Below are 22,987 nucleotides of genomic sequence, written 5' to 3'. Positions count from 1 at the left end.
GAATGGACGGTCTTTTCCGCGAGTGGAAGCAAAGAGCAGAAAACCCACATAGTTCGTAAAGAAAAGTCTTGACTTTAATTATTTCAGTGGTTAAATATTACGTTTGCGCGTACGCGCATACCTGTCTTATTCACTAAGGAAGGAAGACCTGTGGCCCAAGCAGAAAAAAGCGCTCCCACCGGCGTCTACCGGGAACGTCGCAGCTTCGCGAAGATCCCCGACGTCATGGATGTGCCCAACCTGATTGCCATCCAGACTGAGAGCTTCAAGTGGTTCATGAACGAAGGTATCACGGATGCCTTCAATTCCGTGTGCCCCATCGAAAGCTCCTCGAAAGACATGTATGTCGAGTTTGGCGATCATGAGTTCGGCGAACCTAAGCAATCCGTGGACGAATGCAAGGAGAAGGACGCCTCCTATCAGGCTCCGCTCACTGCACAGATCCGCTTCGTGAACCGTGAAACCGGCGAAATCAAGGAACAAGACGTCTTCATGGGCGACTTCCCCCTGATGACTCCCCGCGGCACGTTCATCATCAACGGCACTGAGCGTGTCGTCGTATCCCAGCTGGTCCGTTCCCCCGGCGTGTACTTCAGCGCCGAGCGCGACAAGACCTCCAATAAGACCATCTACGGCGCGAAGGTCATCCCTTCCCGCGGCGCATGGCTCGAGTTCGAAACCGATAAGCGTGACATCCTTTCCGTCCGCATCGACCGCAAGCGCAAGCAGCCGGCCACGCTGCTTTTGCGCGCCCTGGGCATCGCCGAGACCCGTGAGGAGATCATTGACGTCCTCGGCAGCTCCGAGATGGTGCTGCGCACCCTCGACCGCGACCCCGCCACCACCCGCGAGGAAGCCCTCATCGAGCTGTACAAGCGTTTCCGTCCGGGCGAGCCGCCCACCTTGGATTCGGCCAGCACGCTGCTGGAGGGCCTGTTCTTCAACCCCCAGCGCTACGACCTGGCCCGCGTCGGCCGTTATAAGGCCAACAAGAAGCTGGGCTTCGATCCCGAAGGCGAAGGCGCCGATAGCTCCACCCTTACCGAGCAGGACATCGTCGCAACCATGCGTTACGTCGTCGCTCTGCACGAAGGTGAGGAAGGCTTCACCACCGACGACATCGACCACTTCGGCAACCGCCGCATCCGCACCGTGGGCGAGCTGATCCAGAACCAGTTCCGCATCGGCCTGTCCCGTATGGAGCGCGTTGTCCGCGAGCGCATGAGCATGCAGGAGGCTGACGAGATCACCCCGCAGTCCCTGGTGAACATCCGCCCCATCGTGGCCGCCATCAAAGAGTTCTTCGGCTCCTCGCAGCTGTCGCAGTTCATGGACCAGTCCAACCCGGCCGCAGGCATCACGCACAAGCGTCGTCTGTCCGCTCTGGGCCCGGGCGGCCTGTCCCGCGAGCGCGCAGGCTTCGAGGTCCGCGACGTCCACACCTCCCACTACGGTCGTATGTGCCCCATCGAGACGCCTGAAGGCCCGAACATCGGCCTGATCGGCTCGCTGGCAACCTACGCACGCGTCAACAGCTACGGTTTCATCGAGACCCCGTACCGCCGCGTCGTCGACGGCAAGGTCACCGATGAAGTCGTCTACATGACCGCCGACGAGGAGGAAAAACACACCATCGCCCAGGCGAACGACTACTTCGACCAGGAGACCCGCGAGTTCGGCCGCACGGTCGACGGCGTGTTCGTGCCTTCTACGAAGGTCCTGTGCCGCACTACCGACGCCAAGGGCGTCTTCGGCGAGCCTGACGAAGTCGATCCCCAGATGGTCGACTTCATGGACGTGTCGCCGCGCCAGATGACGTCGGTCGCCACGTCGCTCATTCCGTTCCTCGAGCACGACGACGCTAACCGCGCTCTGATGGGTTCCAACATGCAGCGTCAGGCAGTGCCGCTGCTGAACCCGCATGCGCCTTACGTCGGTACCGGCATCGAGCATCGCATCGCCGTTGACTCCGGCGAAATGCTCATCGCCCAGAACCCCGGCGTGGTCGACTACGTCGACGGTTCTACCATCATCATCCGCACCGACGACGGTGATTTCGACGAGTACCTCATTCCGAAGTTCCAGCGTTCCAACCAGTCCGGCTGCATCAACCACAAGCCCATCGTCCGCAAGGGTGACGAAGTTCACTCCGGCGACGTGCTGGCCGACGGCCCCAGCTGTGACCATGCTGAGCTGGCTCTGGGTCAGAACCTGCTCATCGCTTACATGACCTGGGAAGGCTATAACTACGAGGACGCTATCATCATCAGCGAGCGCGTTGTGGCCGAGGACCTGCTGACGTCCGTCCACATCTCCGAGTACGAGATCGACGCTCGCGACACCAAGCTGGGCCCCGAAGAAATCACCCGCGAAATCCCGAACATTTCCGAGGACATGATTTCCGACCTGGATGCCGACGGCATCATCCGCATCGGCGCCGAGGTGTTCCCTGGCGATGTTCTGGTCGGCAAGGTCACCCCGAAGGGCGAGACCGAGCTCACCGCCGAGGAGCGCCTGCTGCGCGCCATCTTCGGCGAGAAGGCCCGCGAGGTCCGCGACACGTCCCTGAAGGTGCCTCACGGCGCCGGCGGACGCATCGTTGGCATCAACCGCTTCAGCCGCGAGAACGGCGACGATTTGGCTCCCGGAGTCAACGAGCTCGTCCGCGTCTACATCGCTCAGAAGCGTAAGGTCCAGCAGGGCGACAAGCTGTCCGGCCGTCACGGCAACAAGGGCGTCATCTCCCGCGTGCTGCCGGTCGAGGACATGCCGTACCTGGCGGACGGCACGCCTATCGACGTCATGCTCAACCCGCTGGGCGTTCCTTCCCGTATGAACGTCGGCCAGCTTCTGGAATGCCACCTGGGCTGGGCCGCAAAGTGGGGCTGGAACGAAGAGTCCGACGAGCCCGTCGAGGGCCCGATGTTCGTTGCGACGCCCGTCTTCGACGGCGCGACCGAGGAAGAGATTGCCGACGTCATCCAGAAGGCGAATCGTAACCTCATCAACGTGCATCATGCCAAGTACGGCGACAAGGCCCGCGAGGAACTCGTTCCCCAGCTGAACGCCTTCGGCAAGACCACCCTGTACGACGGTCGTACCGGCGAGCCCTTCCGCGAGCCCATCACCGTCGGCTACCCCTACATCCTGAAACTGGGCCACATGGTCGACGACAAGATCCACGCGCGTTCGACCGGTCCTTACAGCCTCATCACGCAGCAGCCTCTGGGCGGCAAGGCCCAGTTCGGCGGCCAGCGTTTCGGCGAGATGGAAGTCTGGGCCCTCTATGCATACGGCGCATCCAACGTCCTGCAGGAGATCCTGACCGTCAAGTCCGACGACACCGCGGGTCGCGTGAAGGCATACGAGGCCATCGTCAAGGGCGAGAACATCCCGCCTGCAGAGGTGCCCGAATCCTTCAAGGTTCTGCTTAAGGAAATGAAGTCCCTCGGCCTGAACGTCGAGATGGTGGGCGAGGACAAGGCCACCATCGACCTGGACGCCGAATACGACGAGAAGCCCAACGCCGAGGACGCCATGCTGTCTTCCATGATGGCCAGCGCCAAGGCGGAGGAGACCGTCGAATCCGACGCCCTGAAAGACATCGCCGAAGACCTGCGCACGCTGATGGCCGATACCGCTGACGACGACGACACCCTGTTCGGCGGCGACGAGCCGGAAGCCGACGGCGAAGGAGAGGATCGATAAATGACCGAATTCGACGTGAACAACTTCTCTGCGCTGCGCATCTCCCTGGCCAGCGCCGAAGATATTCGCAGCTGGTCTCATGGCGAGGTCAAAAAGCCCGAGACCATCAACTACCGTACGCTCAAGCCCGAGAAGGACGGTCTTTTCTGTGAGAAGATCTTCGGTCCCACCAAGGACTGGGAGTGCAGCTGCGGCAAATACAAGCGCGTCCGTTTCAAGGGCATCGTCTGCGAGCGCTGCGGCGTCGAGGTCACTCGCGCCAAGGTGCGCCGCGAGCGCATGGGCCACATCGAGCTGGCAGCTCCCGTGAGCCATATCTGGTACTTCAAGGGCAGCCCCAGCCGTCTTGGCTACCTGCTGGACATCCCGCCCAAAGAGCTGGAGAAGGTGCTGTACTTCGCATCCGCCATCATCACCTGGGTTGACGAGGAAGCCCGCGACGAAGACGCCGACGACCTGCGCGATGAGCTGGCCGCCGACCTCGAAGAGCTGGACGCCGAGCGTGACCGCCTGATCGAGGCCACCCGCCGTCTGTCCGTGGACTATGTGCCCGAGGACGACGACTTCGAAGACGACATCGACGACGACGAGCGCCTGACCCCCGAAGAGGTGGCCGAGGAAATCGCCGACATCTACGAAGAGTACAACGAGCGCAAGGAGCTGCGTTCCGAGGCTCTGGACGCCTTCATGCGCATCGCCCCCAAGCAGCTCATTCCCGACGAGGCCCTGTACCGTGAGATTCGCCTGAACTACAGCGATTACTTCCACGGCGGCATGGGAGCCGAGGCCGTCCGCGAACTGCTGGAGGCCATCGACCTGGAGAAGGTGTCCGAGGAGCTCAAGGAAATCGTCGAGACTGGCAAGGGCCAGAAGCGCCTGAAGGCCGTCAAGCGCCTGAAGGTCGTGGACGCGTTCCTGAAGTCCGACAACAGCCCGGCCGACATGATCCTGGACGTCATCCCGGTTATCCCGCCCGATCTGCGCCCCATGGTGCAGCTCGACGGCGGCCGCTTCGCCACGTCCGACCTGAACGACCTGTACCGTCGCGTCATCAACCGCAACAACCGCCTCAAGCGCCTGCTGGACCTGGGCGCCCCTGAGATTATCGTAAACAACGAGAAGCGCATGCTTCAGGAGGCCGTCGACAGCCTGTTCGACAACGGCCGCCGCGGCCGCCCCGTCACGGGCCCCGGCAACCGTCCTCTGAAGTCGCTGTCCGACACCCTCAAGGGCAAGCAGGGCCGCTTCCGTCAGAACCTGCTCGGCAAGCGCGTCGACTACTCCGGCCGTAGCGTTATCGTCGTCGGCCCGAACCTGAAGCTGCACCAGTGCGGTCTGCCTCAGCAGATGGCCCTGGAACTGTTCAAGCCCTTCGTCATGAAGCGCCTGGTCGAGCTCGAGTACGCTGCCAACATCAAGGCTGCAAAGCGTGCCGTCGACCGTGGCGCCAGCTACGTGTGGGACGTCCTCGAAGAGGTCATTCAGGATCACCCGGTCCTGCTGAACCGCGCACCTACGCTGCACCGTCTGGGTATTCAGGCCTTCGAGCCTGTCCTGGTCGAGGGCAAGGCCATCAAGCTGCATCCGCTGGTTTGCACCGCGTTCAACGCAGACTTCGACGGCGACCAGATGGCCGTCCATGTGCCTCTGGGTAACGAGGCTCAGGCCGAGGCCCGCGTGCTCATGCTGTCTTCCAACAACATCAAGAGCCCGGCCCATGGCCGTCCGCTGACCATTCCTACCCAGGACATGGTTATCGGCATGTACTACCTGACCACGCCTCGCGACGGATTCCCGGGCGAGGGCCGCACCTTCATCGACTTCGACGACGCCCTGAACGCCTACGACGCCCACGCCGATGTGGACCTGCAGGCCAAGATCAACGTGCGTCTGAGCAGGGACGTCAAGGTCGCGAACTCCTTCGACGAGCTCGAGGAGCACAAGGCAGGCGAGCGCATCCAGACCACCATCGGCCGCATCATCTTCAACTCGGTGCTGCCTGAGGACTATCCGTTCGTCAACTTCGTGGTCGACAAGAAGCAGATCGGCCGCCTGATCGAGGACTGCTGCAACCGCTACAGCCTGTCCGAGATGACGCCGATTCTCGACGGCATCAAGAACCTTGGCTTCCACTACGCCACCCGCGCGGGCATTACGGTTTCCGTCTACGACGCGACCATCCCGCCCGAGAAGGAATCCATCCTGGCCGAGGCCGACAAGAAGGTCGCCGCCATCGATGAGGACTACGAGTGGGGTATTCTGAACGAAGATGACCGCCACCAGCAGGTCGTCGACATTTGGAACGAGGCCAACGAGGCCGTCGGCGAGGCCATGGACAAGAACTTCGACCGCAACAACCCCATCTACATGATGGCGACGTCCGGCGCTCGAGGCAACATCAAGCAGATTCGTCAGCTCGCCGGCATGCGCGGCCTGATGGCCGACCCGAAGGGCGAGATCATCGACCGACCCATTAAGGCGAACTTCCGCGAAGGCCTGTCCGTGCTGGAGTACTTCATCTCCACCCACGGCGCCCGTAAGGGTCTGACCGACACCGCTCTGCGTACCGCCGACTCCGGTTACCTGACCCGTCGTCTGGTCGATGTCGCACAGGACGTCATCGTCCGCGAAATCGACTGCGGTAGCACCGAGGGCGTTCCCTACCCGCTGTTCAACGAGAAGGGCGACATCGACGGCAACCTCATCGGCCGCTGCATGAACGAGGGTGCGGGACACCTGGCTGCAGGCGACTACATCGCTTCCATGGACGACCTGAAGCAGCTCGTCGAAGCCGGTGTCACCGAGGTCAACATCCGTACGGTCATGACCTGCCATGCCGAGCGCGGCGTGTGCCAGAAGTGCTACGGTTGGGACCTGGCCAACGGCCGCCCCGTCAACATCGGCACGGCTGTCGGCATCATCGCGGCCCAGTCCATCGGCGAGCCCGGCACGCAGCTGACGATGCGCACGTTCCACGCCGGCGGCGTCGCGGGCGACGACATCACGCACGGTCTGCCTCGTGTCACCGAGCTTTTCGAAGCCCGTAAGCCCAAGGGCCTGGCCGTTCTGGCTGAAATCGCCGGTACGCTGCAGGTCACGGGTGACAAGAACACCAAGACCCTGACCATCCATGACCAGGAAGGCAACGTCCGCGAGTACGTGGTTTCCGCCCGTACGCAGCTGCAGGCAGGCGTCCGCGACGGCAATCAGGTCAAGGTGGGCCAGCAGCTCACCAAGGGTTCCGTGAACCCCCACGACCTGCTGCGTCTGACCGACCCGAACACCACGCTGCGCTACATCGTGTCCCAGGTCCAGGACGTGTACGTCTCCCAGGGCGTGGACATCAACGACAAGCACATCGAGGTCATCGCACGCCAGATGCTGCGCAAGGTGGCCGTCATGTCCGCAGGCGACTCCCTCCTGTTGCCTGGCCGCCAGGTGAATCGCTACGAGTTCGAGCGCATCGCCAACGAGCTCATCGCCGAAGGCAAAGAGCCGCCCGTGGGCCAGCCGCTGCTGTTGGGCATCACCAAGGCGTCTCTGGCCACCGACTCGTTCCTGTCCGCCGCATCCTTCCAGGAAACCACCAAGGTCCTGACGGATGCCGCTATCGAGGGCAAGACCGACACGCTGGCCGGCCTGAAGGAGAACGTCATCATCGGCAAGCCGATTCCCGCCGGTACGGGCCTGCCTCGCTACCATAAGGTCGGCCTGACCTACCATGGTCAGCCGGTGTCCGGCATCGACAACGAGTCGCTGCCCGATGTCGCTCCCTCCGAGCTGCGTGAGATCGAGGAACTGCTGCCCCAGCCGCAGGATTGGTCGCTGGACGACACCTACGCCGGCTACTCCAACATGTACGGCACCAACAGCTACCGCGGCCTGCGCGGCCAGAAGCTGTCCGACGAGGATGCCCGCCTGTACCTCTATGACGACCTGGGAGTTTCCCAGCGCTGGGCCAACAAGTTCAGCGAGGCCGGCATCGAGACCGTGGGCGATCTGGTCGGCTACACCGAAGACGAGCTGCTGCGTATCGAAGGCATCGGCGCCAAGGCTCTCGAGGAGCTCAAGGCGGGCCTGCAGGACCATGGTCTGGAAAGCTTGCTCGAGGATGACCTCACGGCCACGAACGACGAGATGAGCCAGCTGCTCGACATGGTCTTCAGCCCCGACGACACGGTGCTCATCGGCGGCGACGCCCCGGCAACCTTCAACACCGACGGTGAGGAGATGCTGGGCGAGGCCCTGCCCCCGCGTTCATACCACCGCGACCTGAGCGAGCTCGACGCTCTGCTCGGTGGTCTGGGCGACTTCGGATTCGGCGAGACCTCCGCTTCGGCCGAGGCTGACGACGAAGAAGAAGACGAAGAGGAAGACGACGAGGAGGAGTAATCCTTCGGTTGCCACACAACCTTCAGAGGGGCGGTCCTGCGGGGCCGCCCCTTTTCATGGCACGGGAGAGCCCAGCAGCGTTCGGCGCCGTACATGTTAAGATATCGTTTCTCTGTCCACGTTCTGAAGCCGCAGATGGCACTCCGTAGTACAATACCTCCGTCCAATTCTATCTAGACGGGAGCAACCCATGACAGAGAGCCTGACCGATCGCTACGGTACCATGGTCTTTTCCGACCGTGTCATGAAAGAGTACCTGCCTTCCGACATCTACAAGAAGCTCAGCGACACCATCAAGAAGGGCAAGCCCCTCGACTTGGACGTCGCCAATGCGGTTGCCCATGCCATGAAGGAATGGGCGATGTCGAAGGGCGCCACGCATTTCGCGCACTGGTTCCAGCCGTTGACGGGCATTACCTCCGAGAAGCATGACTCTTTCATCGAGCCCTTGCATGACGGCTCTGCCATTGCGAAGTTCTCCGGCAAGGAACTCATCCAGGGCGAGCCCGACGCATCCAGTTTCCCTAACGGCGGTCTGCGTGCCACGTTCGAGGCCCGCGGCTATTCCGCATGGGATCCCACGTCCTCGGCCTTCATCAAAGACGAGGTGCTGTGCATCCCCACGGCCTTCTGCTCCTACACTGGCGAGGCTCTGGACAAGAAGACCCCGCTGCTGCGCTCCATGGCCACTCTTGACGTGCAGGCCAAGCGCGTGCTGGCCCTGTTCGGAAAACACCCCGAGACCATCACGGTCAACGTCGGCAACGAGCAGGAATACTTCCTCATCCCCGAGGAGATGTACGAGAAGCGCCAGGACCTCATCATGACGGGACGCACGCTGTTCGGCGCGCCGCCCTGCAAGGGCCAGGAGCTTGACGAGCATTACTTCGGCGCCATCCGCCCGACGGTGAACGCCTTCATGAAGGAGCTCGACGACGTGCTGTGGGGCTTCGCCGTCGCAGCCAAGACCAAGCATAACGAGGTGGCCCCTGCCCAGCATGAGCTTGCGCCCGTGTACTGCAACGCTAACCGCGCCATCGACGAGAACCTGCTCACCATGGAGGAGATGCGTCTGCTGGCAAGCCACCACGGCCTGGTGTGCCTGCAGCATGAGAAGCCGTTCGAGGGCATCAACGGCTCCGGCAAGCACAACAACTGGTCCTTCGGCACCGAAGATGAGAACCTGCTCGACCCGGGCGACACCCCCGAGGAGAACCTGCAGTTCCTCGTGGTGCTGACCTGCATCATCGAGGCAGTCGACAACTACCAGGACCTGCTGCGCATGTCCGTTGCCTCCTGCGGCAACGACCATCGTCTGGGTGCCGACGAGGCGCCTCCGGCCATCGTCTCCATCTTCTTGGGCGACGAGCTGTCCGACATCGTCGAGGGCTTGGCCGAAGGCCATGGCGTGGGCCACAAGCTGCGCGAGTCGCTGGACTTCGGCGTGGCCGTCCTGCCCACCTTCGACCGCGACACCACCGACCGCAACCGCACGAGCCCCTTCGCCTTCACGGGCAACAAGTTCGAGTTCCGCATGCCAGGCTCGGCGGTCAACCCCTCCGACGCCAACATGGTGCTCGACACCGCCGTCGCCAAGTCCCTGAAAGACTTCGCCGACGCCATGGAGAACCGGGGCGACGTCGCCTTCGAGGATGCCGCCATCGAGTACCTGCGTAAGAGCCTCGCCGAGCACAAGCGCATCCTGTTCTCGGGCAATGGCTATTCCGAAGAGTGGCATGAAGAGGCGGCCCGCCGCGGACTGAGCAATTACCCCACCACGGCCGACGCGCTGCCTTGCTTCGTGGCCGAGAAGAACATCGCCCTGTTTGAGGAAATGGAAGTTCTCTCCGAGGTGGAGGTCCGCAGCCGCTACGAGGTGAAGCTGGACAAGTACTGCAAGCTCATGAACATCGAGGCCGCAACCATGGAACGCCAGGCCCGCCGCACGTACCTGCCTGTCATCAGCGCGTACGCCACCAAGATCGCCAAGGGTATCACCACGGTGACCACCGCCATGCCGGAAGCGCCCATGAGCCACGAGCGCCGCGAGTTGAAGATCCTGACCGAAGGCGTGAGCGACATCTACGAAGGCATCGACGCTTTGACCGCCATCCATCAGAAGGCCAAGTCCTGCGAGAACTCCCAGGATATGGCCAACGTCTACGCCCACGAGGTAGCGCCTGCCATGACATCCCTGCGCGCCGCCGTCGACGCCATGGAGCCCATCGTTGCCCGCGAGTACTGGCCTGTTCCGACCTACAACGACATCCTGTTCTACTGCTAACGATTCGCGAGCAGAACGACGAACCAATCCGAGGGGCGGCCATGCCGCCCCTCTTCACGTATACGGCTTTTCTGCAGTCGCTTGCAGGAGCCGCATCCTGCCCGACGCGTCAGGATTAACCGAACGGAAACACGGCTTGCCTGCGGGCTGATGGTATGATGATGCGAAATGCAATGCGGTACGCCCAGGGAAGGGGCCGTTTATGATCGATACGCGCCAATACGTCCTCAAGCAGATAGAGGAGCGGGACATCCGCTTCATCCGACTGTGGTTCACCGACATGCTGGGCAACCTGAAGAGCTTCGCCATCACCCCGTCGGATGTGGACAGCGCCTTCCAAGAGGGCATAAGCTTCGACGGAACGTCCATCGAAGGCATAGTGCACGGCGCCCAGAACTCCGACATGCTGGTGGTTCCCGACGCCTCCACCTTCCAAGTGCTGCCGTGGCGTCCGTCCAACAACGCCGTGGCAAGCATGTTCTGCAGCATCCGCACGCCCGACGGCGACCCTTCGCCGGGCGACAGCCGCCAGGTTCTCATGCGCATGCTGCGCAAGGCCCAGGACATGGGCTTCATCATGGACGTCGGAACCGAGCTGGAATATTTCTACTTCAAGGACGCTACCGCGCCCGTACCCATCGACGACGGCGGCTACTTCGACCTGACGCCGCTGGACAACGCCTCTGACCTGCGCCGCGAAACTATCCTCATGCTTGAGCAGATGGGCATCCCGGTCGAGCGGTCGCTGCACGAGAACGCCCCGTCGCAGCATGAGATCGACCTTCATTACTCCGACGCCATGACCGCGGCGGATGCCGTCATGACCTCGCGCCTGGTGGTGAAGGAAGTGGCCTGCATGCACGGGGTCCACGCCTCGTTCATGCCCAAGCCTCTGGAAAACGAGAACGGGTCGGCCATGTTCATCCATGAGTCGTTGCTGACCGACGAGGGCAACGCGTTCTTCGATCTGAACGACCCCGACGGGTACGGTCTTTCGCCTTTGGCCAAGCACTACATCGCCGGCGTGCTCAAATACGCCCCGGAATACATGCTCATCACAAACCAGTATGTGAACTCCTACAAGCGCCTGGTCTCGGGTTTCGACGCGCCGACCTATGCGGCCTGGGGCAACAAGAACCGTTCCGCTTTCGTGCGCGTGCCCCGCTCCAAACCTCGCAAGGAAATGTCGGCCCGGGTGGAGATACGCAACGTAGACTCCGCGGCGAACCCGTATTTGGCCATCGCCGCCACGCTTGCCGCCGGGCTGAAGGGCATCGAGGAGGAGCTTGTGCTGCAGCCGCCTGTGGAAGGCAACCGGCTTACGCTGACGCCTGAAGAATATGCAACTTTGGATGCGGTGGCTCTGCCAGGCGACCTCTCCCGCGCCGTTGACGCCTTTGAACAATCCGAGCTCATGCACGACGTGCTTGGCGACTACCTGCATCGCGCCCTTGCGGATGCGAAGCGTCGCGAGTGGGAGGATTATCAGCGCCATGTGAGCTCCTGGGAGCTCAAGCGGTATCTGGCGAAGCTGTAGAGGGGGCCGCGCATGCATGAGAAAACGGTTCTGGCCGTTTGCGGGCCCGTCCTGACGCCTGAGCGCATCTGGGAGCTGACCGCGCACATGGACGTCCAGGTTCGTATTCTGAAAGTGCCCCTGCAGGATGCGCTGGCTTCAGGCCGCGGCTTGGACGTGGACCTGCTCGTCATCGACGCGACAGGTCAGGGGGTCGACCTGCAGGCAGTTGAGCGATCCCTCGGCTCAGGCGGGCAGACGTCGCTGTTCGTCGTGTTGGACGAAAGCCGTCTGGCAAATGCGGTGCTCCCGCTGGTGGTGACAACGGACTTCGCGTCGTCGTATGCCGGCGGCGACGAGATGAAGCTGCGCCTGCGGCGATTGCTGTGGCCTGGCGAGACGACGGGCGATGCCGATTTCCTCCAGTTGGGACCGTTGACCATCAATCTGGCCTCTTACCAGGTGAAAGTGGGCGACGAACCCATCGACTTGACGTTTATGGAATACGCCCTGCTGTCGTTTTTGGCGACGCATCCCGGGCGCATCTATTCTCGCGAGGTGCTGCTGTCCCAGGTCTGGGGCTTCGATTACTACGGCGGGTCGCGCACGGTGGACGTGCACGTGCGACGGCTGCGTGCGAAACTCGGTCCCGAAGTTGCCCAGCATATAGAAACGGTCCGAGGCGCAGGGTACCTTTGGAACAACTGACGAACCGCTGAGGTGCGCGGCCTGGCTTTGGGAGCCGGGCCGCGCACCTTATGACGCGGCGTAGCTACAGGAGGCCGTTCTTGAAACGGGCGATCATCTCGCGGGTAAGGCTGGCCCCATCGTCCTCTTCGACGATCTCGTCGCGGGGCACCCACTCGGCGCTGGCGAGCTCGGCGTCGTCGAGGCTCACCTCGGGCGACCCGTCCAAGTCGCAGACGTATCCCAGCAGCAGGTCACCGGCGTATCCCCAGGGCTGGCTCTTGTAATACCGGATGTTCTTCACGCGAAGCCCCGTTTCCTCCAGCACCTCGCGTGCCACGGTCTGCTCTGCGGTCTCGCCGATTTCGCAAAATCCGGCCACCAGAGCCCGCAGTCTATAGGCTCCGCGGGAATAACGCGTCATCAGAAGCTTGTCGCCGTCGGTGACCGCCACGATGACCGCTGGCGAGATGGGCGGGTAGTACCGGTTGCCGCAGACGGGGCATTCCATGGCGCGCTCCTCGACAGTGTGCCGCATCTCACTACCGCAGGCTCCGCAGTGTTTGGAGCGCGTGTACCACCGGTGCAGGTGCCAGCCGGTCTGGGCGGCATGCCCCATGTGCTTGCGCGTGGCCATGCGGAACGTTTCCAACGGGACGTAGGCCAGTCCTGCAGGTGCATCGCCGCCTTCACCGAGCGACACGAAGTACTTCTCGTCATCGATGGAGAAGGCGTAGACGCACACGGCGGGATGGGGGAGAGCGGGTTCCGTGTGCCCGTAGGTGGGAAATTCGAAGGTTCCGGCCTCGTCGAGCAGATGCACCAGCATGGTGCGGCCGGCGAAGACCATCATCCGGTCGTCCTGCTGCGGCTCGGTGCTGCGAAACGCATTGTCGAAGCGGTGCGGCTCTATGTCTTGAATCATTCCTGGTCCTTTCAATCTGCGGCATCACTGTAGCGCATCGCGTCGGCGCGTGCTTCGCAGGCTGCGCGATTTGGATGCCGAAGCGTCTGGAGCGGCGCTGTCCTGATGCCTTCCGGAGCCTCTGAAAGTTAGCCTCGGAATAGCGTTTGCCCAGGTAAACAATATGTAATTCTTGACTAACTGGTGGTTTGGGTACTATGGTCGAACCAGGAGGCAGCCGATAGGGAGGAGGCGCGGCATGATAACGCTCAATCAGGCTCAAACGGGAAGAAGCTATCGGATCGCATGGCTTTTGGGTTCGGTCGGCCAGGCCCTTGAGGAGAACCTGGGCATGCGGCCCGACGACAGGCTGGACGTCAAGCAGAACAGCTGGGTTGGCTCTGTGGTGGATTACAACGGAAAGCTCATCGCCATGTCCCACGAGGCGGCGCACTACGTGAAGCTGGTTTCTTGACATGCACGTCCCCTCAGGTGCGCCGCACGACGCCTGCGGCTGCAATCCCGTTCGCTTTCGATATTCAGCCCCGTCCGGCATCTGTCTGGACGGGGCTTTCCTTGTGGTTTTGGTCTGACGCGGCAGGCTGGGCGACAGCTGCGCAGGCTGCAAGTCCAGGAACTCTAACCCAATCCTAACGTTTCTGTTTCGTTCATGAGATGTCGAGATTGCCTTGCTCCGCTGTGGTAAAATGACGCGCTGTTTTGTATGGATTACGACCCTTTTGTGAGGTACCAGTGTTCGGCATAGGTGGATTTGAGCTTTTCCTCATTTTGCTGTTCGGCTTTCTCATCTTCGGCCCTGACAAGTTGCCGCAGATCGCGAAGGTCATCGGCCAGGCTCTTGCTAAGTTCCGCAGCGCTCAGGACGAGATGAACCGCGTCGTTAAGGACGAAGTGTTCGACCCCTCCGCGGCTGATCCGATCAAGAACCCTGTGAAGTCTATCGACAAGGCTAACAAACAGAAGGTCGAAAGGAAGGAGTCCTTCTCCTCCCGCAAGGCCAAGTACGACCGCGAGCGCGCCGAGAAGAAGAAGCGCGAAGCTTCCAACGAGGCTGCCCGCGAGGTCCGCGAAGCCGCCAAGAAGGCCACCGAGGAAACCGCTGCCGAAACCGCCGCCGCTGCCGGCGCCGCCGCTACGGCCGCTGCCGCACCCAAGAAGGGCAGCAACGTGAAGCTGCATCAGGAGGTCATGGCCGCCCGCAAGGCTGCCAGCGAAGAGACTGCCGCCGACATCGCCGCCAAGCGTGAGGCGGATGCCGCCCTGGCTGACGAGATCTTCGCCGCGCCTGCAGCCAAGAAATCTGCTCCCAAAACCGAAGATGTTGCAGAAGGGGAGGATGCATAATGCCTATCGGTCCGGCGCGAATGCCGCTCTTCGAGCACCTGGGCGAGCTGCGCATGCGTTTGGTGCGCATCGTGGTGGTTCTCTTCGTCGCCATGTGCGTGTTCTATCTTGCTACGCCAACCATCATCCATTTGCTGTTCGAGCCCATTTCGGAATACCTTCCCCATGACGCAGACGGCACGTACACGCTGAACGTCCTGGACGTCTTCGGCTCCTTCACCATCCGTTTCAAGGTGGCGCTGTGGGCCTCCGTCGTCGCTACCATGCCCATCATCCTCTGGCAGATCCTGGCATTCTTCCTGCCGGCCCTCAAGCCCAACGAGCGTAAGTGGTTCATCCCCACATTCGCCGTGGCCGTGGTCCTGTTCATCGCCGGCACGCTGTTCTGCTACTTCCTGATTCTGAACCCGGCCGTCGCATGGCTGACCGACCAGGCCAGCGGATATGCGTCCATCTTCCCGGACGCCAAGGCTTGGGTGGACGTCATCATCAACTTCGAAATCGCCTTCGGTTTCGCGTTCGAGCTGCCGTTGATTGTGTTCTACCTGGTGGTCTTCGAGATTATTCCTTACGCCAAGCTCCGTGAGCAGTGGCGCACGGTCTATATCGTGCTCATGGTCATCTCGGCCATGGTCACACTGGACGCTTCCCCCGTCACCATGCTGCTTATGTTCGCGGCGCTGCTGATGCTCTACGAGGTCAGCCTGCTCATCGCCCGCTTGGTTTTGGGCAACCGCGTCCAGAAGCAGAAGGAAGAGGCCGCCGCCGAAGCCGCCGAAGAGGCCGAATGGGCTTCGGAGTGGGAGAAGACCCGCGCCAGGATCAAAGAGCGTTTAGGCGACGACGAAGAAGAATAAGATTGTTTCCGCAAACGCGCCTGCATCCGTCGGCGCGTTTGCTTTTTCGCCCGATTGTCCGGGCGAGACACCGTGGAGGCGCAAACATGGGCGCCTTCATTTTTCAGGAGGATTTAACGTGCATGAGCTCGGCATCATAACAGGCGTTGTGGACAGCGTGTCTGCCGCAGCCAAACAGGCTGGGGCCACGCGTGTATACAAGGTGACCCTGTCTGTCGGCGCCATGACCGAAGCCATCGAAGATGCTTTGCATTTCGCATTCGACGCCATTACCGAGGACGACCCCCTTCTCAAGGGGTCCGAGCTGGACGTCCACATCATCCAGCCGAAAAGCCGCTGCACCGTCTGCGGACATGAGTACGAGCATGACAGGTTCCAGCAGGCCTGCCCCGAATGCGGGGGCTTCGGCCGGCTCATTGCGGGCCGCGAGCTTCGGATCGACAGCATCGAGGTTGAGACGCCGGATGATGACGGGAAACCGTCATCGGAAGGGTAGGCAGCTTGTGGACACCGTCAGGGGCATGCACGCTGCGCAGGAAAACGATGCGACAGCCTTCGCCAACCGCAAGCTGTTGGCTGAAAAGCGCGTGTTCGCCGTCAATGTGGTTGCGGCCTCGAGATCCGGCAAGACCTCGGTGATTCTTGCCACCATCGAGGCGCTGCGGGACGAATTCAACCTCGCCGTCATCGAGGGCGACATGGCCAGCAGGATTCAAGCGGAGCGGATTAACCAGCGCGGCATTCCCGCCGTGCAGGTCGACGCCGAACCTTCGGGGCATCTCAGCGCGGCCTGCGTCCGCGATGCTTTGGCCGAACTTGACTTGGACGGTCTTGACCTCGTAATCATCGAGAACGCGGGCGACCCGTCCGGCTCGGTTTTCGTCGACGTGGGCGAGGGTTTGAAGGTTTTGGTGACGGCCGTTTCCGAAGGCGACGCCAAGCCCCTTGAAGCCCCGGAAATCTTCCGACGCTGCCATGCGGTCCTTGTGAATAAAATAGACATGGCGGACCAATGCGGATTCGATCTCGATCGGTTCTGCTCGCTCGTCCGCAAGGCCAATGCGTCGGCACCGATCTTCCCGGTCGTCGCAACGACAGGAGAAGGCGTCGAGGCGTGGGCGGATTGGCTTCGCAGCCAAATATAGTGCCTGTTCGATAAGGAGGCTTATCATGGACATCGCGGAGAAATACCAGGTCTGCATCAACGGGCTGACCCAGTTCCTCCATTCGACCCGTACCACCGATGTGGTGCTGGGGCTTTCCGGCGGTATCGATTCGAGCTTGGTCGCCTGCATGTGTGTGGAGGTCTTGGGTCCCGAACACGTCCACGGCTACATGCTGCCGGGCCCGTACTCAACCGACCATTCCCTCATCGACGCCCAGCTTCTGGCGAACAACCTGGGGCTGAACACCGAGATCATCTCCATCGTGGGGGCGTATGACGCCTTCGCCGCCGAACTGGCCGCCCATTGCAACGGTTTCGGCGGGCTTGCAGCGGAAAACACCCAGGCCAGGTGCCGCATGGTCATGCTCATGGCGCTGTCGAACGCCCATGGGTGGATGCTCATCAACACCGGCAACAAAAGCGAGGCCTGCATGGGCTACTCCACGCTGTACGGAGACACGGCAGGCGCCTATGCGCCCATCGGCGGCCTGTACAAGACGGACGTGTTCGCCGCATCCCGCTATGTCAACGCCCGTGCCGAACAGGCCGGCCTCACGCCGCCCATCCCCGAGCACGTGCTTGTCAAGCCGCCCAGCGCGGAGCTGGCTCCCGGGCAGGTGGACGAGGCCACGCTGGGCTCCTATGCTGAACTGGACAGGCTGCTTATCGATCATGTGGAGCATGGCATGGGCATCCCCGAACTCGTTATGGCCGGCTACGATGCCGACGAGGTGCAACGTGTGGTTAAGCGGGTGGCCTCCTACGAGTTTAAGCGCAACCTGGAACCGCCGTTCCCGAAAGTCGCCTACTAGCCGCCAGGTCTGCACGCTCACCAAGCAATGTGTGCGTCTTCTCGCGATACGCTGCATGCGGCGCGGGTTTTCGCGTATACTGATAGGTGTACCAACGTCTTCACAAGGCGCGAAAAACCAATGCATTAGGAGGAAAACATGCCCAAGATCACTCGTGATCAGGTCAAGGTCCCGGCTGACGTGCTTGCGGACGCCCGTGAAACCTATATCGACAACTATATGAAGGCAACGCAGGGCACCGGACGCCTGATGCTGTTTGCCTGCGACCAGAAGGTCGAGCACCTCAACGGCGACTTCTATGGTGAGGGTATCGACATCTCCGACTCCGATCCTGAGCATCTGTTCAAGATCGCAGACCAGGGCGTCTGCGGCGTCATGGCCGGCCAGCGCGGCCTCATCGCCCGCTATGCGGCCGATTACCCCAACGTGAACTATCTGGTGAAGATGAATTCTAAGACCAACCTGGTCAAGACCGCCCAAGATGACCCTTATAGCCCGCAGCTCCATGACATCGAGGCCGTTCTGGCCATGCGCGACAACGGCGTCAACGTCGTCGGCCTTGGCTACACCCTGTATCTGGGCAGCGAATACGAAGCCACCATGCTTGCCGAAGCGGGTCAGCTCGTGGCTCAGGCCCATGAAGAAGGCCTGATCGTGGTCCTCTGGATCTATCCTCGCGGCAAGGCCGTCGGAAAGGACGAGAAGGCACCTACCACCATCGCAGGTGCCGCCGGCGTGGCCCTGTGCTTGGGCGCCGACTTCGTTAAGGTGAACCCGCCTGTGGCCACCGAGGACAAGACCTCTGCCGAGAACCTGGCCGTCGCTTCGGCCGCTGCTGGCCGCACCGGCCTGGTCTGCGCCGGCGGTTCCACCGTCGAGGCCAAGGTCTTCCTGCAGCAGCTGCATGACCAGATCTACATCGGCGGCGCTTCCGGCAACGCGACGGGCCGCAACATCCACCAGCGCTCGCTGGACGAGGCTGTCCGTCTGACCAAGGCAATTTCCGCCATCACGCTGGCCGACTACGACGTCGACCGCGCCTTGGCCGTCTTCAACGGCGAAGAGGATTTCGCGCTGTAAAGCGTCGGTTAAGTATGTCGGGGCGGTCCTTGCGGGCCGCCCTTTTTCAATAGGGAGCACAGTATGTCATTGGAACTGGAAAGCGCATCCGTCGAGCAGACGCAAGAAATCGCACAGCAGATTGCCCGTCTGGTTGAGCCTGGCGATGTCATCCTGCTCAACGGCGACCTCGGGGCGGGGAAGACCCATTTCACGCAGGGGCTGGCTGCCGGACTGGAAACGCCCACGGTGCCTACCAGTCCCACGTTCAACATCATGTTCGTCTACGAGGGCGGCCGCCTGCCGCTGTACCACTTCGATTTGTACCGGCTTGAAGACGCCGACGAACTTGAGGACATCGACTACTACGGAACCATCGAAGGCGACGGCGTGTCGGTGGTGGAGTGGGCCGACAAGTTCGAAGACGCCCAGCCGGATGAATGCCTTGCCATCACCATCCGCATTCTTCCTGACCAGACTCGTGTTCTGAGTCTGGAGCCCTACGGCGGGCATTTCGAGGACATCGTCGCCGCCATCGCATAACGTCGCTATTTCGCCTGCAACCATGAAAAAGCCCTCGGAAGGCGCTTCTTCCGAGGGCTTTTGTGCTGGATGGACGACAGGCTAATCCTGCTTGACGACCAGGACGTCGCAGCGCAGGTTGCGAATCAGATACGTGGAGACGCTGCCGACGAACACATACTTGATGTTGGACAAGCCGCGCTCGCCGCAGATGACGAGGTCAGGGTCGTACGGGGCGATAATCTGCTCCGCCAAGGTCTCTGTGATGCGGCCGGCCTTCACGATGACCTGCACGTCGGGGATGTTGGGATCGGCCTTAGCAGCGGCAAGGATGTCGCCGATGGACTGTTCCAGCTGTTCCTGCATCCTGCTGGAGAGGGCGGCGAAGTCGGTGCCGGCGGCTTCGTAGGGGACAGAGTCGACCACGTGGCCGAAGCACAGGCTGGCATGTTCCTCGGAGGCGAGCTTCAGCGCCCGTTCTGCTACGGCTTCTTGAGTCCTGGCTCCATCGAGAGCGGCGAAAATACGGGTGTATTGCTTGCCCATGATGACCCTCCTATAAGGCGAATGAATCGGTATTGATAGTCCCATTCTAACACTCGTTCGTCTCAATCGAGGTGCGTATTGCATAAGAGGTTGGTATTCGGAAAAAATGTGGTGGCTGGGTGAGGACGAGATTATCCGTGACTTTTTACGAAAATTTTGGTAACATTCTCGGTTGCCGTTTGAACTCAGAAAGAAGAGGAATAGATTCTTGGCTAAGGAAGATGTAATCGAGCTTGAGGGCACCGTGCTTGAGGCGCTCCCGAACGCAATGTTTAACGTCGAACTCGAGAATGGTCATAAGATTCTCGCCCATATCTCGGGCAAGATGCGCATGCATTACATCAAGATCCTTCCTGGCGACAAGGTTACGGTGGAGCTTTCCGTCTATGACCTGAGCCGTGGCAGGATTACATATCGCTTTAAATAGGGGCGTCAAATACTCCTTGTAAGAAGCGCAATTTTGTGCTTCTTGTGAATGACGCTCTTTTTCTGCGTTAATACGGTGAACGGCTGGATGTTCGCAACATCCCTTGTATGATGTGACAACTATCGCCTGCGGCTGGGCGTGTTGTATAGAGAAGATAAACCAGGCAAGCCTGAGGGACCGTCAACTCAAAGGCAAGCCGACCATATTAAAAGGAGACGAACATGAAGGTACGTCCTTCGGTCAAGAAGATGTGCGACAAGTGCAAAATCATTCGTCGCCATGGCAAGGTGCTCGTCATCTGTGAGAATCCGCGCCATAAGCAGCGCCAGGGTTAAGAGAGGAAGGGAACAGGTAATATGCCTCGTCTTTTTGGTGTCGACCTCCCTCGCGATAAGCGCATCGAGACCGGCCTGACTTACATCTACGGCATTGGCAACACCACTGCCAAGAAGATCATCGCTGAGACCGGCGTCGACCCCGACGTCCGCGTCCGTGACATTTCTGAAGAAGACCTGCAGAAGATCCGTAACTACATCGACGCTAACCTGACCGTCGAAGGTGACCTCCACCGCGAGGTTTCCCAGAACGTCAAGCGCCTGATGGAGATCGGTTGCTACCGTGGTCTGCGTCACCGCAAGGGCCTTCCGGTCCGCGGCCAGCGCACGCACACCAATGCTCGTACCCGCAAGGGTCCGCGCAAGCAAATCGGCGGCAAGAAGAACAAGTAGGGGTTTGACACATGGCTAAGAAAAACGTTCGTACTCGCGTGAAGCGTGCCGACCGCAAGAACATTGCCGTTGGTCAGGCTCACATCAAGAGCACTTTCAACAACACCATCGTTTCCATCACGGATCCTCAGGGTAATGTGATCGCTTGGAACTCTGCTGGTACCGTCGGCTTCAAGGGCTCTCGTAAGTCCACGCCGTTCGCGGCTCAGATGGCCGCCGAGCAGTGTGCCAAGAATGCTATGGAGCACGGCCTGAAGAAGGTCGCCGTTTTCGTCAAGGGCCCCGGCTCCGGTCGCGAAACCGCCATCCGCTCCCTGCAGGCTGCTGGTCTGGAAGTCACCAGCATCCAGGATTGCACCCCCATCCCGCACAACGGTTGCCGTCCGTGCAAGCGTCGTCGCGTGTAGTTCAGAAAGGATCAACCAACAATGGCTATCGATAGAACCCCGGTTCTTAAGCGCTGCCGCCAGCTCGGAATCGATCCCGTCGTCCTGGGCTACAGCAGCAAGAAGGAATCCATCCGTCAGCCCCAGCGTCGCCGCAAGGAGAGCGAATACGCTCTGCAGCTGCGCGAGAAGCAGAAGGCTAAGTTCATCTACGGCGTGCTCGAGAAGCAGTTCCGTGGCTACTTCAAGAAGGCCAAGGCTATGCCCGGCATCACTGGTGAGAACCTGATGCGCATCCTCGAGTCCCGTCTCGATAACGTCGTGTTCCGTCTGGGCTTCGCTCGCACCCGCAAGGAAGCCCGTCAGACCGTGTCTCACGGCCACATCTACGTCAACGGCAAGCGCGTGAACATTCCGTCTTACCGTGTGCGTCCCGGTGACCTGGTTTCCGTCGCCCCCAAGGCCAAGGACCTCCTCGTCATCAAGAGCGCGTTGGTTTCCAACGAGCGCGTTCAGGTTCCTGCATGGCTCGAAGTTGACATCGAGAAGCTGCAGGGCAGCGTGCTTTCGCTCCCTAACCGCGATCAGATCGATCTGGATATCCGTGAGCAGCTTATCGTCGAGCTTTATTCCAAGTAGTATTGATCCCGCGGTTTATTAGGAGGCTTATAAACTATGGCAGAGTTCATGAGGCCAACCGTCACAACTGAAGAAGTGAGCGATACCGACGCTCGTTTCGTTGTGGAGCCGCTCGAGCGTGGTTTCGGCTATACGCTGGGCAACTGCATGCGTCGCGTTCTGCTGTCCTCCCTGGACGGCGCCCGCGCGACCGCCATCCAGATTGAAGGCGTGCAGCACGAGTTCACGACCGCTGAAGGCGTCATCGAGGATGTCACCGACATCGTCCTGAACGTCAAGGGTCTTGTTTTCGCCGCTCTCACCGAGGACTACACTGAAGCAACCGCAACTATCTCCGTCGAGGGTCCCTGCACGGTGACCGGCGCCGACATCCAGGTGCCCACCGAGTTCACCCTCATCAACCCGGAGCATGTCATCGCGACCGTTGCTGACGGCGGAACTCTCAACATGAGCATCCGTATTGGTGTTGGCCGCGGCTACGTCTCCGCCGAGCGCAACAAGCGCACGGAAGACCCGATCGGCATCATTCCTGTCGACAGCCTGTTCTCGCCGGTTCGTCGTTGCACGCTCGCCGTCAACGACACCCGCGTGGGTCAGCGTACCGACTTCGATCAGCTGCTGCTGGAAGTCGAGACCGATGGCTCCATCGCTCCGAACGAAGCAGTCTGCCGTGCAGCTAACATCATTAACCAGTACATGGGTGCTTTCCTGACCCTGGCTGACATCACCGACGAGGACGAGGGCGACATCCCCTCCATCTTCGCCACCGAAGGCCAGGAGTCCAACGCTGAGCTTGACAAGCAGATCGAGGATCTGGACCTTTCCGTCCGCTCCTACAACTGCCTCAAGCGCGCCGGCATCCATTCTGTGCGCCAGCTGGTCGAGTTCTCCGAGAACGACCTGCTCAACATTCGTAACTTTGGCGCGAAGTCCATCGAGGAGGTCAAGGACAAGCTGATCTCCATGGACCTCAACTTGAAGCAATAGGAG

21 protein-coding genes are annotated in these 22,987 nt (G+C 61.0%); 19 read left to right on the top strand and 2 right to left on the bottom strand.

All coding sequences use genetic code 11. From position 1 onward, the window contains the following. Window positions 1-150: 150 nt before the first annotated feature. From rpoB to SHEL_RS09740, 5 genes are all read left to right on the top strand, one after another. Window positions 151-3,708, top strand: a complete 3,558-nt coding sequence (rpoB, locus tag SHEL_RS09760) for a DNA-directed RNA polymerase subunit beta (RefSeq protein WP_012799106.1) — start codon at window positions 151-153, stop codon at window positions 3,706-3,708. Continuing rightward, window positions 3,709-8,100: a DNA-directed RNA polymerase subunit beta' gene (locus tag SHEL_RS09755; RefSeq protein WP_012799105.1), complete on the top strand. Its 4,392-nt coding sequence runs from the start codon at window positions 3,709-3,711 to the stop codon at window positions 8,098-8,100. A 190-nt stretch (window positions 8,101-8,290) separates the two neighbouring features. Continuing rightward, entirely contained in the window at window positions 8,291-10,384 is a 2,094-nt protein-coding gene (locus SHEL_RS09750; RefSeq protein ID WP_012799104.1) for a glutamine synthetase III family protein, read from the top strand. A 202-nt stretch (window positions 10,385-10,586) separates the two neighbouring features. Beyond that, complete coding sequence (locus SHEL_RS09745; protein WP_012799103.1) at window positions 10,587-11,921, top strand: glutamine synthetase family protein; 1,335 nt, start codon at window positions 10,587-10,589, stop codon at window positions 11,919-11,921. A gap of 12 nt (window positions 11,922-11,933) precedes the next feature. Next, complete coding sequence (locus tag SHEL_RS09740) at window positions 11,934-12,608, top strand: winged helix-turn-helix domain-containing protein (protein WP_012799102.1); 675 nt, start codon at window positions 11,934-11,936, stop codon at window positions 12,606-12,608. A 64-nt stretch (window positions 12,609-12,672) separates the two neighbouring features. On the opposite strand, the gene nudC is transcribed toward SHEL_RS09740, so the two are convergent. Then, window positions 12,673-13,512, bottom strand: a complete 840-nt coding sequence (gene nudC, locus SHEL_RS09735) for an NAD(+) diphosphatase (protein WP_012799101.1) — start codon at window positions 13,510-13,512, stop codon at window positions 12,673-12,675. 238 nt (window positions 13,513-13,750) lie between these two features. Here nudC and SHEL_RS09730 point away from each other — a divergent pair, with 238 nt between their 5' ends. The 8 genes from SHEL_RS09730 to tsaE all read left to right on the top strand — a co-directional run bounded on the left by SHEL_RS09730 (window position 13,751) and on the right by tsaE (window position 19,292). Continuing rightward, window positions 13,751-13,966 (top strand): ferrous iron transport protein A, encoded by a 216-nt coding sequence (locus SHEL_RS09730; RefSeq protein ID WP_012799100.1) that lies wholly within the window; start codon window positions 13,751-13,753, stop codon window positions 13,964-13,966. 278 nt (window positions 13,967-14,244) lie between these two features. Beyond that, entirely contained in the window at window positions 14,245-14,856 is a 612-nt protein-coding gene (locus SHEL_RS09725) for a twin-arginine translocase TatA/TatE family subunit (RefSeq protein ID WP_012799099.1), read from the top strand. Continuing rightward, window positions 14,856-15,713 (top strand): twin-arginine translocase subunit TatC, encoded by an 858-nt coding sequence (gene tatC / locus SHEL_RS09720; protein ID WP_012799098.1) that lies wholly within the window; start codon window positions 14,856-14,858, stop codon window positions 15,711-15,713. Before SHEL_RS09725 ends, tatC begins: the two co-directional genes overlap by 1 nt. Window positions 15,714-15,831: 118 nt before the next feature. Next, a complete protein-coding gene (locus tag SHEL_RS09715; RefSeq protein WP_012799097.1) occupies window positions 15,832-16,209 on the top strand; it encodes a hydrogenase maturation nickel metallochaperone HypA/HybF in 378 nt (125 codons plus the stop codon). A gap of 7 nt (window positions 16,210-16,216) precedes the next feature. Then, window positions 16,217-16,858, top strand: coding sequence for a hydrogenase nickel incorporation protein HypB (hypB, locus tag SHEL_RS09710; protein ID WP_012799096.1), 642 nt, complete (start codon window positions 16,217-16,219; stop codon window positions 16,856-16,858). A gap of 25 nt (window positions 16,859-16,883) precedes the next feature. Beyond that, window positions 16,884-17,690, top strand: coding sequence for an NAD(+) synthase (nadE, locus tag SHEL_RS09705; RefSeq protein ID WP_012799095.1), 807 nt, complete (start codon window positions 16,884-16,886; stop codon window positions 17,688-17,690). Window positions 17,691-17,828: 138 nt separating this feature from the next. Further along, window positions 17,829-18,770, top strand: a complete 942-nt coding sequence (locus SHEL_RS09700; RefSeq protein WP_012799094.1) for a beta/alpha barrel domain-containing protein — start codon at window positions 17,829-17,831, stop codon at window positions 18,768-18,770. Window positions 18,771-18,833: 63 nt separating this feature from the next. Continuing rightward, entirely contained in the window at window positions 18,834-19,292 is a 459-nt protein-coding gene (gene tsaE, locus SHEL_RS09695) for a tRNA (adenosine(37)-N6)-threonylcarbamoyltransferase complex ATPase subunit type 1 TsaE (protein WP_012799093.1), read from the top strand. 81 nt (window positions 19,293-19,373) lie between these two features. Here the strand turns inward: tsaE and SHEL_RS09690 are convergent, their stop codons facing one another. Further along, on the bottom strand, window positions 19,374-19,817 hold the full coding sequence (locus SHEL_RS09690; RefSeq protein ID WP_012799092.1) for a universal stress protein: 444 nt from the start codon (window positions 19,815-19,817) through the stop codon (window positions 19,374-19,376). A 208-nt stretch (window positions 19,818-20,025) separates the two neighbouring features. Here SHEL_RS09690 and infA point away from each other — a divergent pair, with 208 nt between their 5' ends. The 6 genes from infA (at window position 20,026) to SHEL_RS09660 (ending at window position 22,984) form a co-directional block, all read left to right on the top strand. Beyond that, complete coding sequence (gene infA / locus SHEL_RS09685) at window positions 20,026-20,244, top strand: translation initiation factor IF-1 (protein WP_012799091.1); 219 nt, start codon at window positions 20,026-20,028, stop codon at window positions 20,242-20,244. Between the two features lie 221 nt (window positions 20,245-20,465). Next, window positions 20,466-20,579 carry a 50S ribosomal protein L36 gene (gene rpmJ, locus SHEL_RS09680; protein ID WP_006363204.1) on the top strand — a complete coding sequence of 38 codons (114 nt, stop codon included), beginning with the start codon at window positions 20,466-20,468 and terminating at the stop codon, window positions 20,577-20,579. A gap of 21 nt (window positions 20,580-20,600) precedes the next feature. Then, window positions 20,601-20,972, top strand: a complete 372-nt coding sequence (gene rpsM, locus SHEL_RS09675) for a 30S ribosomal protein S13 (RefSeq protein WP_012799090.1) — start codon at window positions 20,601-20,603, stop codon at window positions 20,970-20,972. 11 nt (window positions 20,973-20,983) lie between these two features. After that, the gene (gene rpsK, locus SHEL_RS09670) at window positions 20,984-21,379 is read left to right on the top strand and encodes a 30S ribosomal protein S11 (RefSeq protein WP_012799089.1); all 396 of its coding nucleotides are present in this window, start codon (window positions 20,984-20,986) and stop codon (window positions 21,377-21,379) included. 21 nt (window positions 21,380-21,400) lie between these two features. Further along, entirely contained in the window at window positions 21,401-21,997 is a 597-nt protein-coding gene (gene rpsD, locus SHEL_RS09665) for a 30S ribosomal protein S4 (RefSeq protein ID WP_012799088.1), read from the top strand. A 36-nt stretch (window positions 21,998-22,033) separates the two neighbouring features. Beyond that, window positions 22,034-22,984 (top strand): DNA-directed RNA polymerase subunit alpha, encoded by a 951-nt coding sequence (locus SHEL_RS09660; RefSeq protein ID WP_012799087.1) that lies wholly within the window; start codon window positions 22,034-22,036, stop codon window positions 22,982-22,984. Window positions 22,985-22,987 lie beyond the last annotated feature (3 nt).

The sequence above is a fragment of the Slackia heliotrinireducens DSM 20476 genome (assembly GCF_000023885.1).
In the GTDB taxonomy this organism is placed as follows: domain Bacteria; phylum Actinomycetota; class Coriobacteriia; order Coriobacteriales; family Eggerthellaceae; genus Slackia; species Slackia heliotrinireducens.
Note: the sequence above shows the minus strand (reverse complement) of the source record. Positions and strands in the feature narration are given on the sequence as shown.

What these genes read in the sequence shown, in the direction of transcription:
- SHEL_RS09755 (WP_012799105.1), top strand. Translation starts at nt 3,709, where the DNA reads ATGACCGAATTCGACGTGAACAACTTCTCTGCGCTGCGCATCTCCCTG.
- SHEL_RS09750 (WP_012799104.1), top strand. Translation starts at nt 8,291, where the DNA reads ATGACAGAGAGCCTGACCGATCGCTACGGTACCATGGTCTTTTCCGAC.
- SHEL_RS09745 (WP_012799103.1), top strand. Translation starts at nt 10,587, where the DNA reads ATGATCGATACGCGCCAATACGTCCTCAAGCAGATAGAGGAGCGGGAC.
- SHEL_RS09740 (WP_012799102.1), top strand. Translation starts at nt 11,934, where the DNA reads ATGCATGAGAAAACGGTTCTGGCCGTTTGCGGGCCCGTCCTGACGCCT.
- nudC (WP_012799101.1), bottom strand. Translation starts at nt 13,512, where the DNA reads ATGATTCAAGACATAGAGCCGCACCGCTTCGACAATGCGTTTCGCAGC.
- SHEL_RS09730 (WP_012799100.1), top strand. Translation starts at nt 13,751, where the DNA reads ATGATAACGCTCAATCAGGCTCAAACGGGAAGAAGCTATCGGATCGCA.
- tatC (WP_012799098.1), top strand. Translation starts at nt 14,856, where the DNA reads ATGCCTATCGGTCCGGCGCGAATGCCGCTCTTCGAGCACCTGGGCGAG.
- nadE (WP_012799095.1), top strand. Translation starts at nt 16,884, where the DNA reads ATGGACATCGCGGAGAAATACCAGGTCTGCATCAACGGGCTGACCCAG.
- SHEL_RS09700 (WP_012799094.1), top strand. Translation starts at nt 17,829, where the DNA reads ATGCCCAAGATCACTCGTGATCAGGTCAAGGTCCCGGCTGACGTGCTT.
- tsaE (WP_012799093.1), top strand. Translation starts at nt 18,834, where the DNA reads ATGTCATTGGAACTGGAAAGCGCATCCGTCGAGCAGACGCAAGAAATC.
- SHEL_RS09690 (WP_012799092.1), bottom strand. Translation starts at nt 19,817, where the DNA reads ATGGGCAAGCAATACACCCGTATTTTCGCCGCTCTCGATGGAGCCAGG.
- rpmJ (WP_006363204.1), top strand. Translation starts at nt 20,466, where the DNA reads ATGAAGGTACGTCCTTCGGTCAAGAAGATGTGCGACAAGTGCAAAATC.
- rpsM (WP_012799090.1), top strand. Translation starts at nt 20,601, where the DNA reads ATGCCTCGTCTTTTTGGTGTCGACCTCCCTCGCGATAAGCGCATCGAG.
- rpsK (WP_012799089.1), top strand. Translation starts at nt 20,984, where the DNA reads ATGGCTAAGAAAAACGTTCGTACTCGCGTGAAGCGTGCCGACCGCAAG.
- rpsD (WP_012799088.1), top strand. Translation starts at nt 21,401, where the DNA reads ATGGCTATCGATAGAACCCCGGTTCTTAAGCGCTGCCGCCAGCTCGGA.
- SHEL_RS09660 (WP_012799087.1), top strand. Translation starts at nt 22,034, where the DNA reads ATGGCAGAGTTCATGAGGCCAACCGTCACAACTGAAGAAGTGAGCGAT.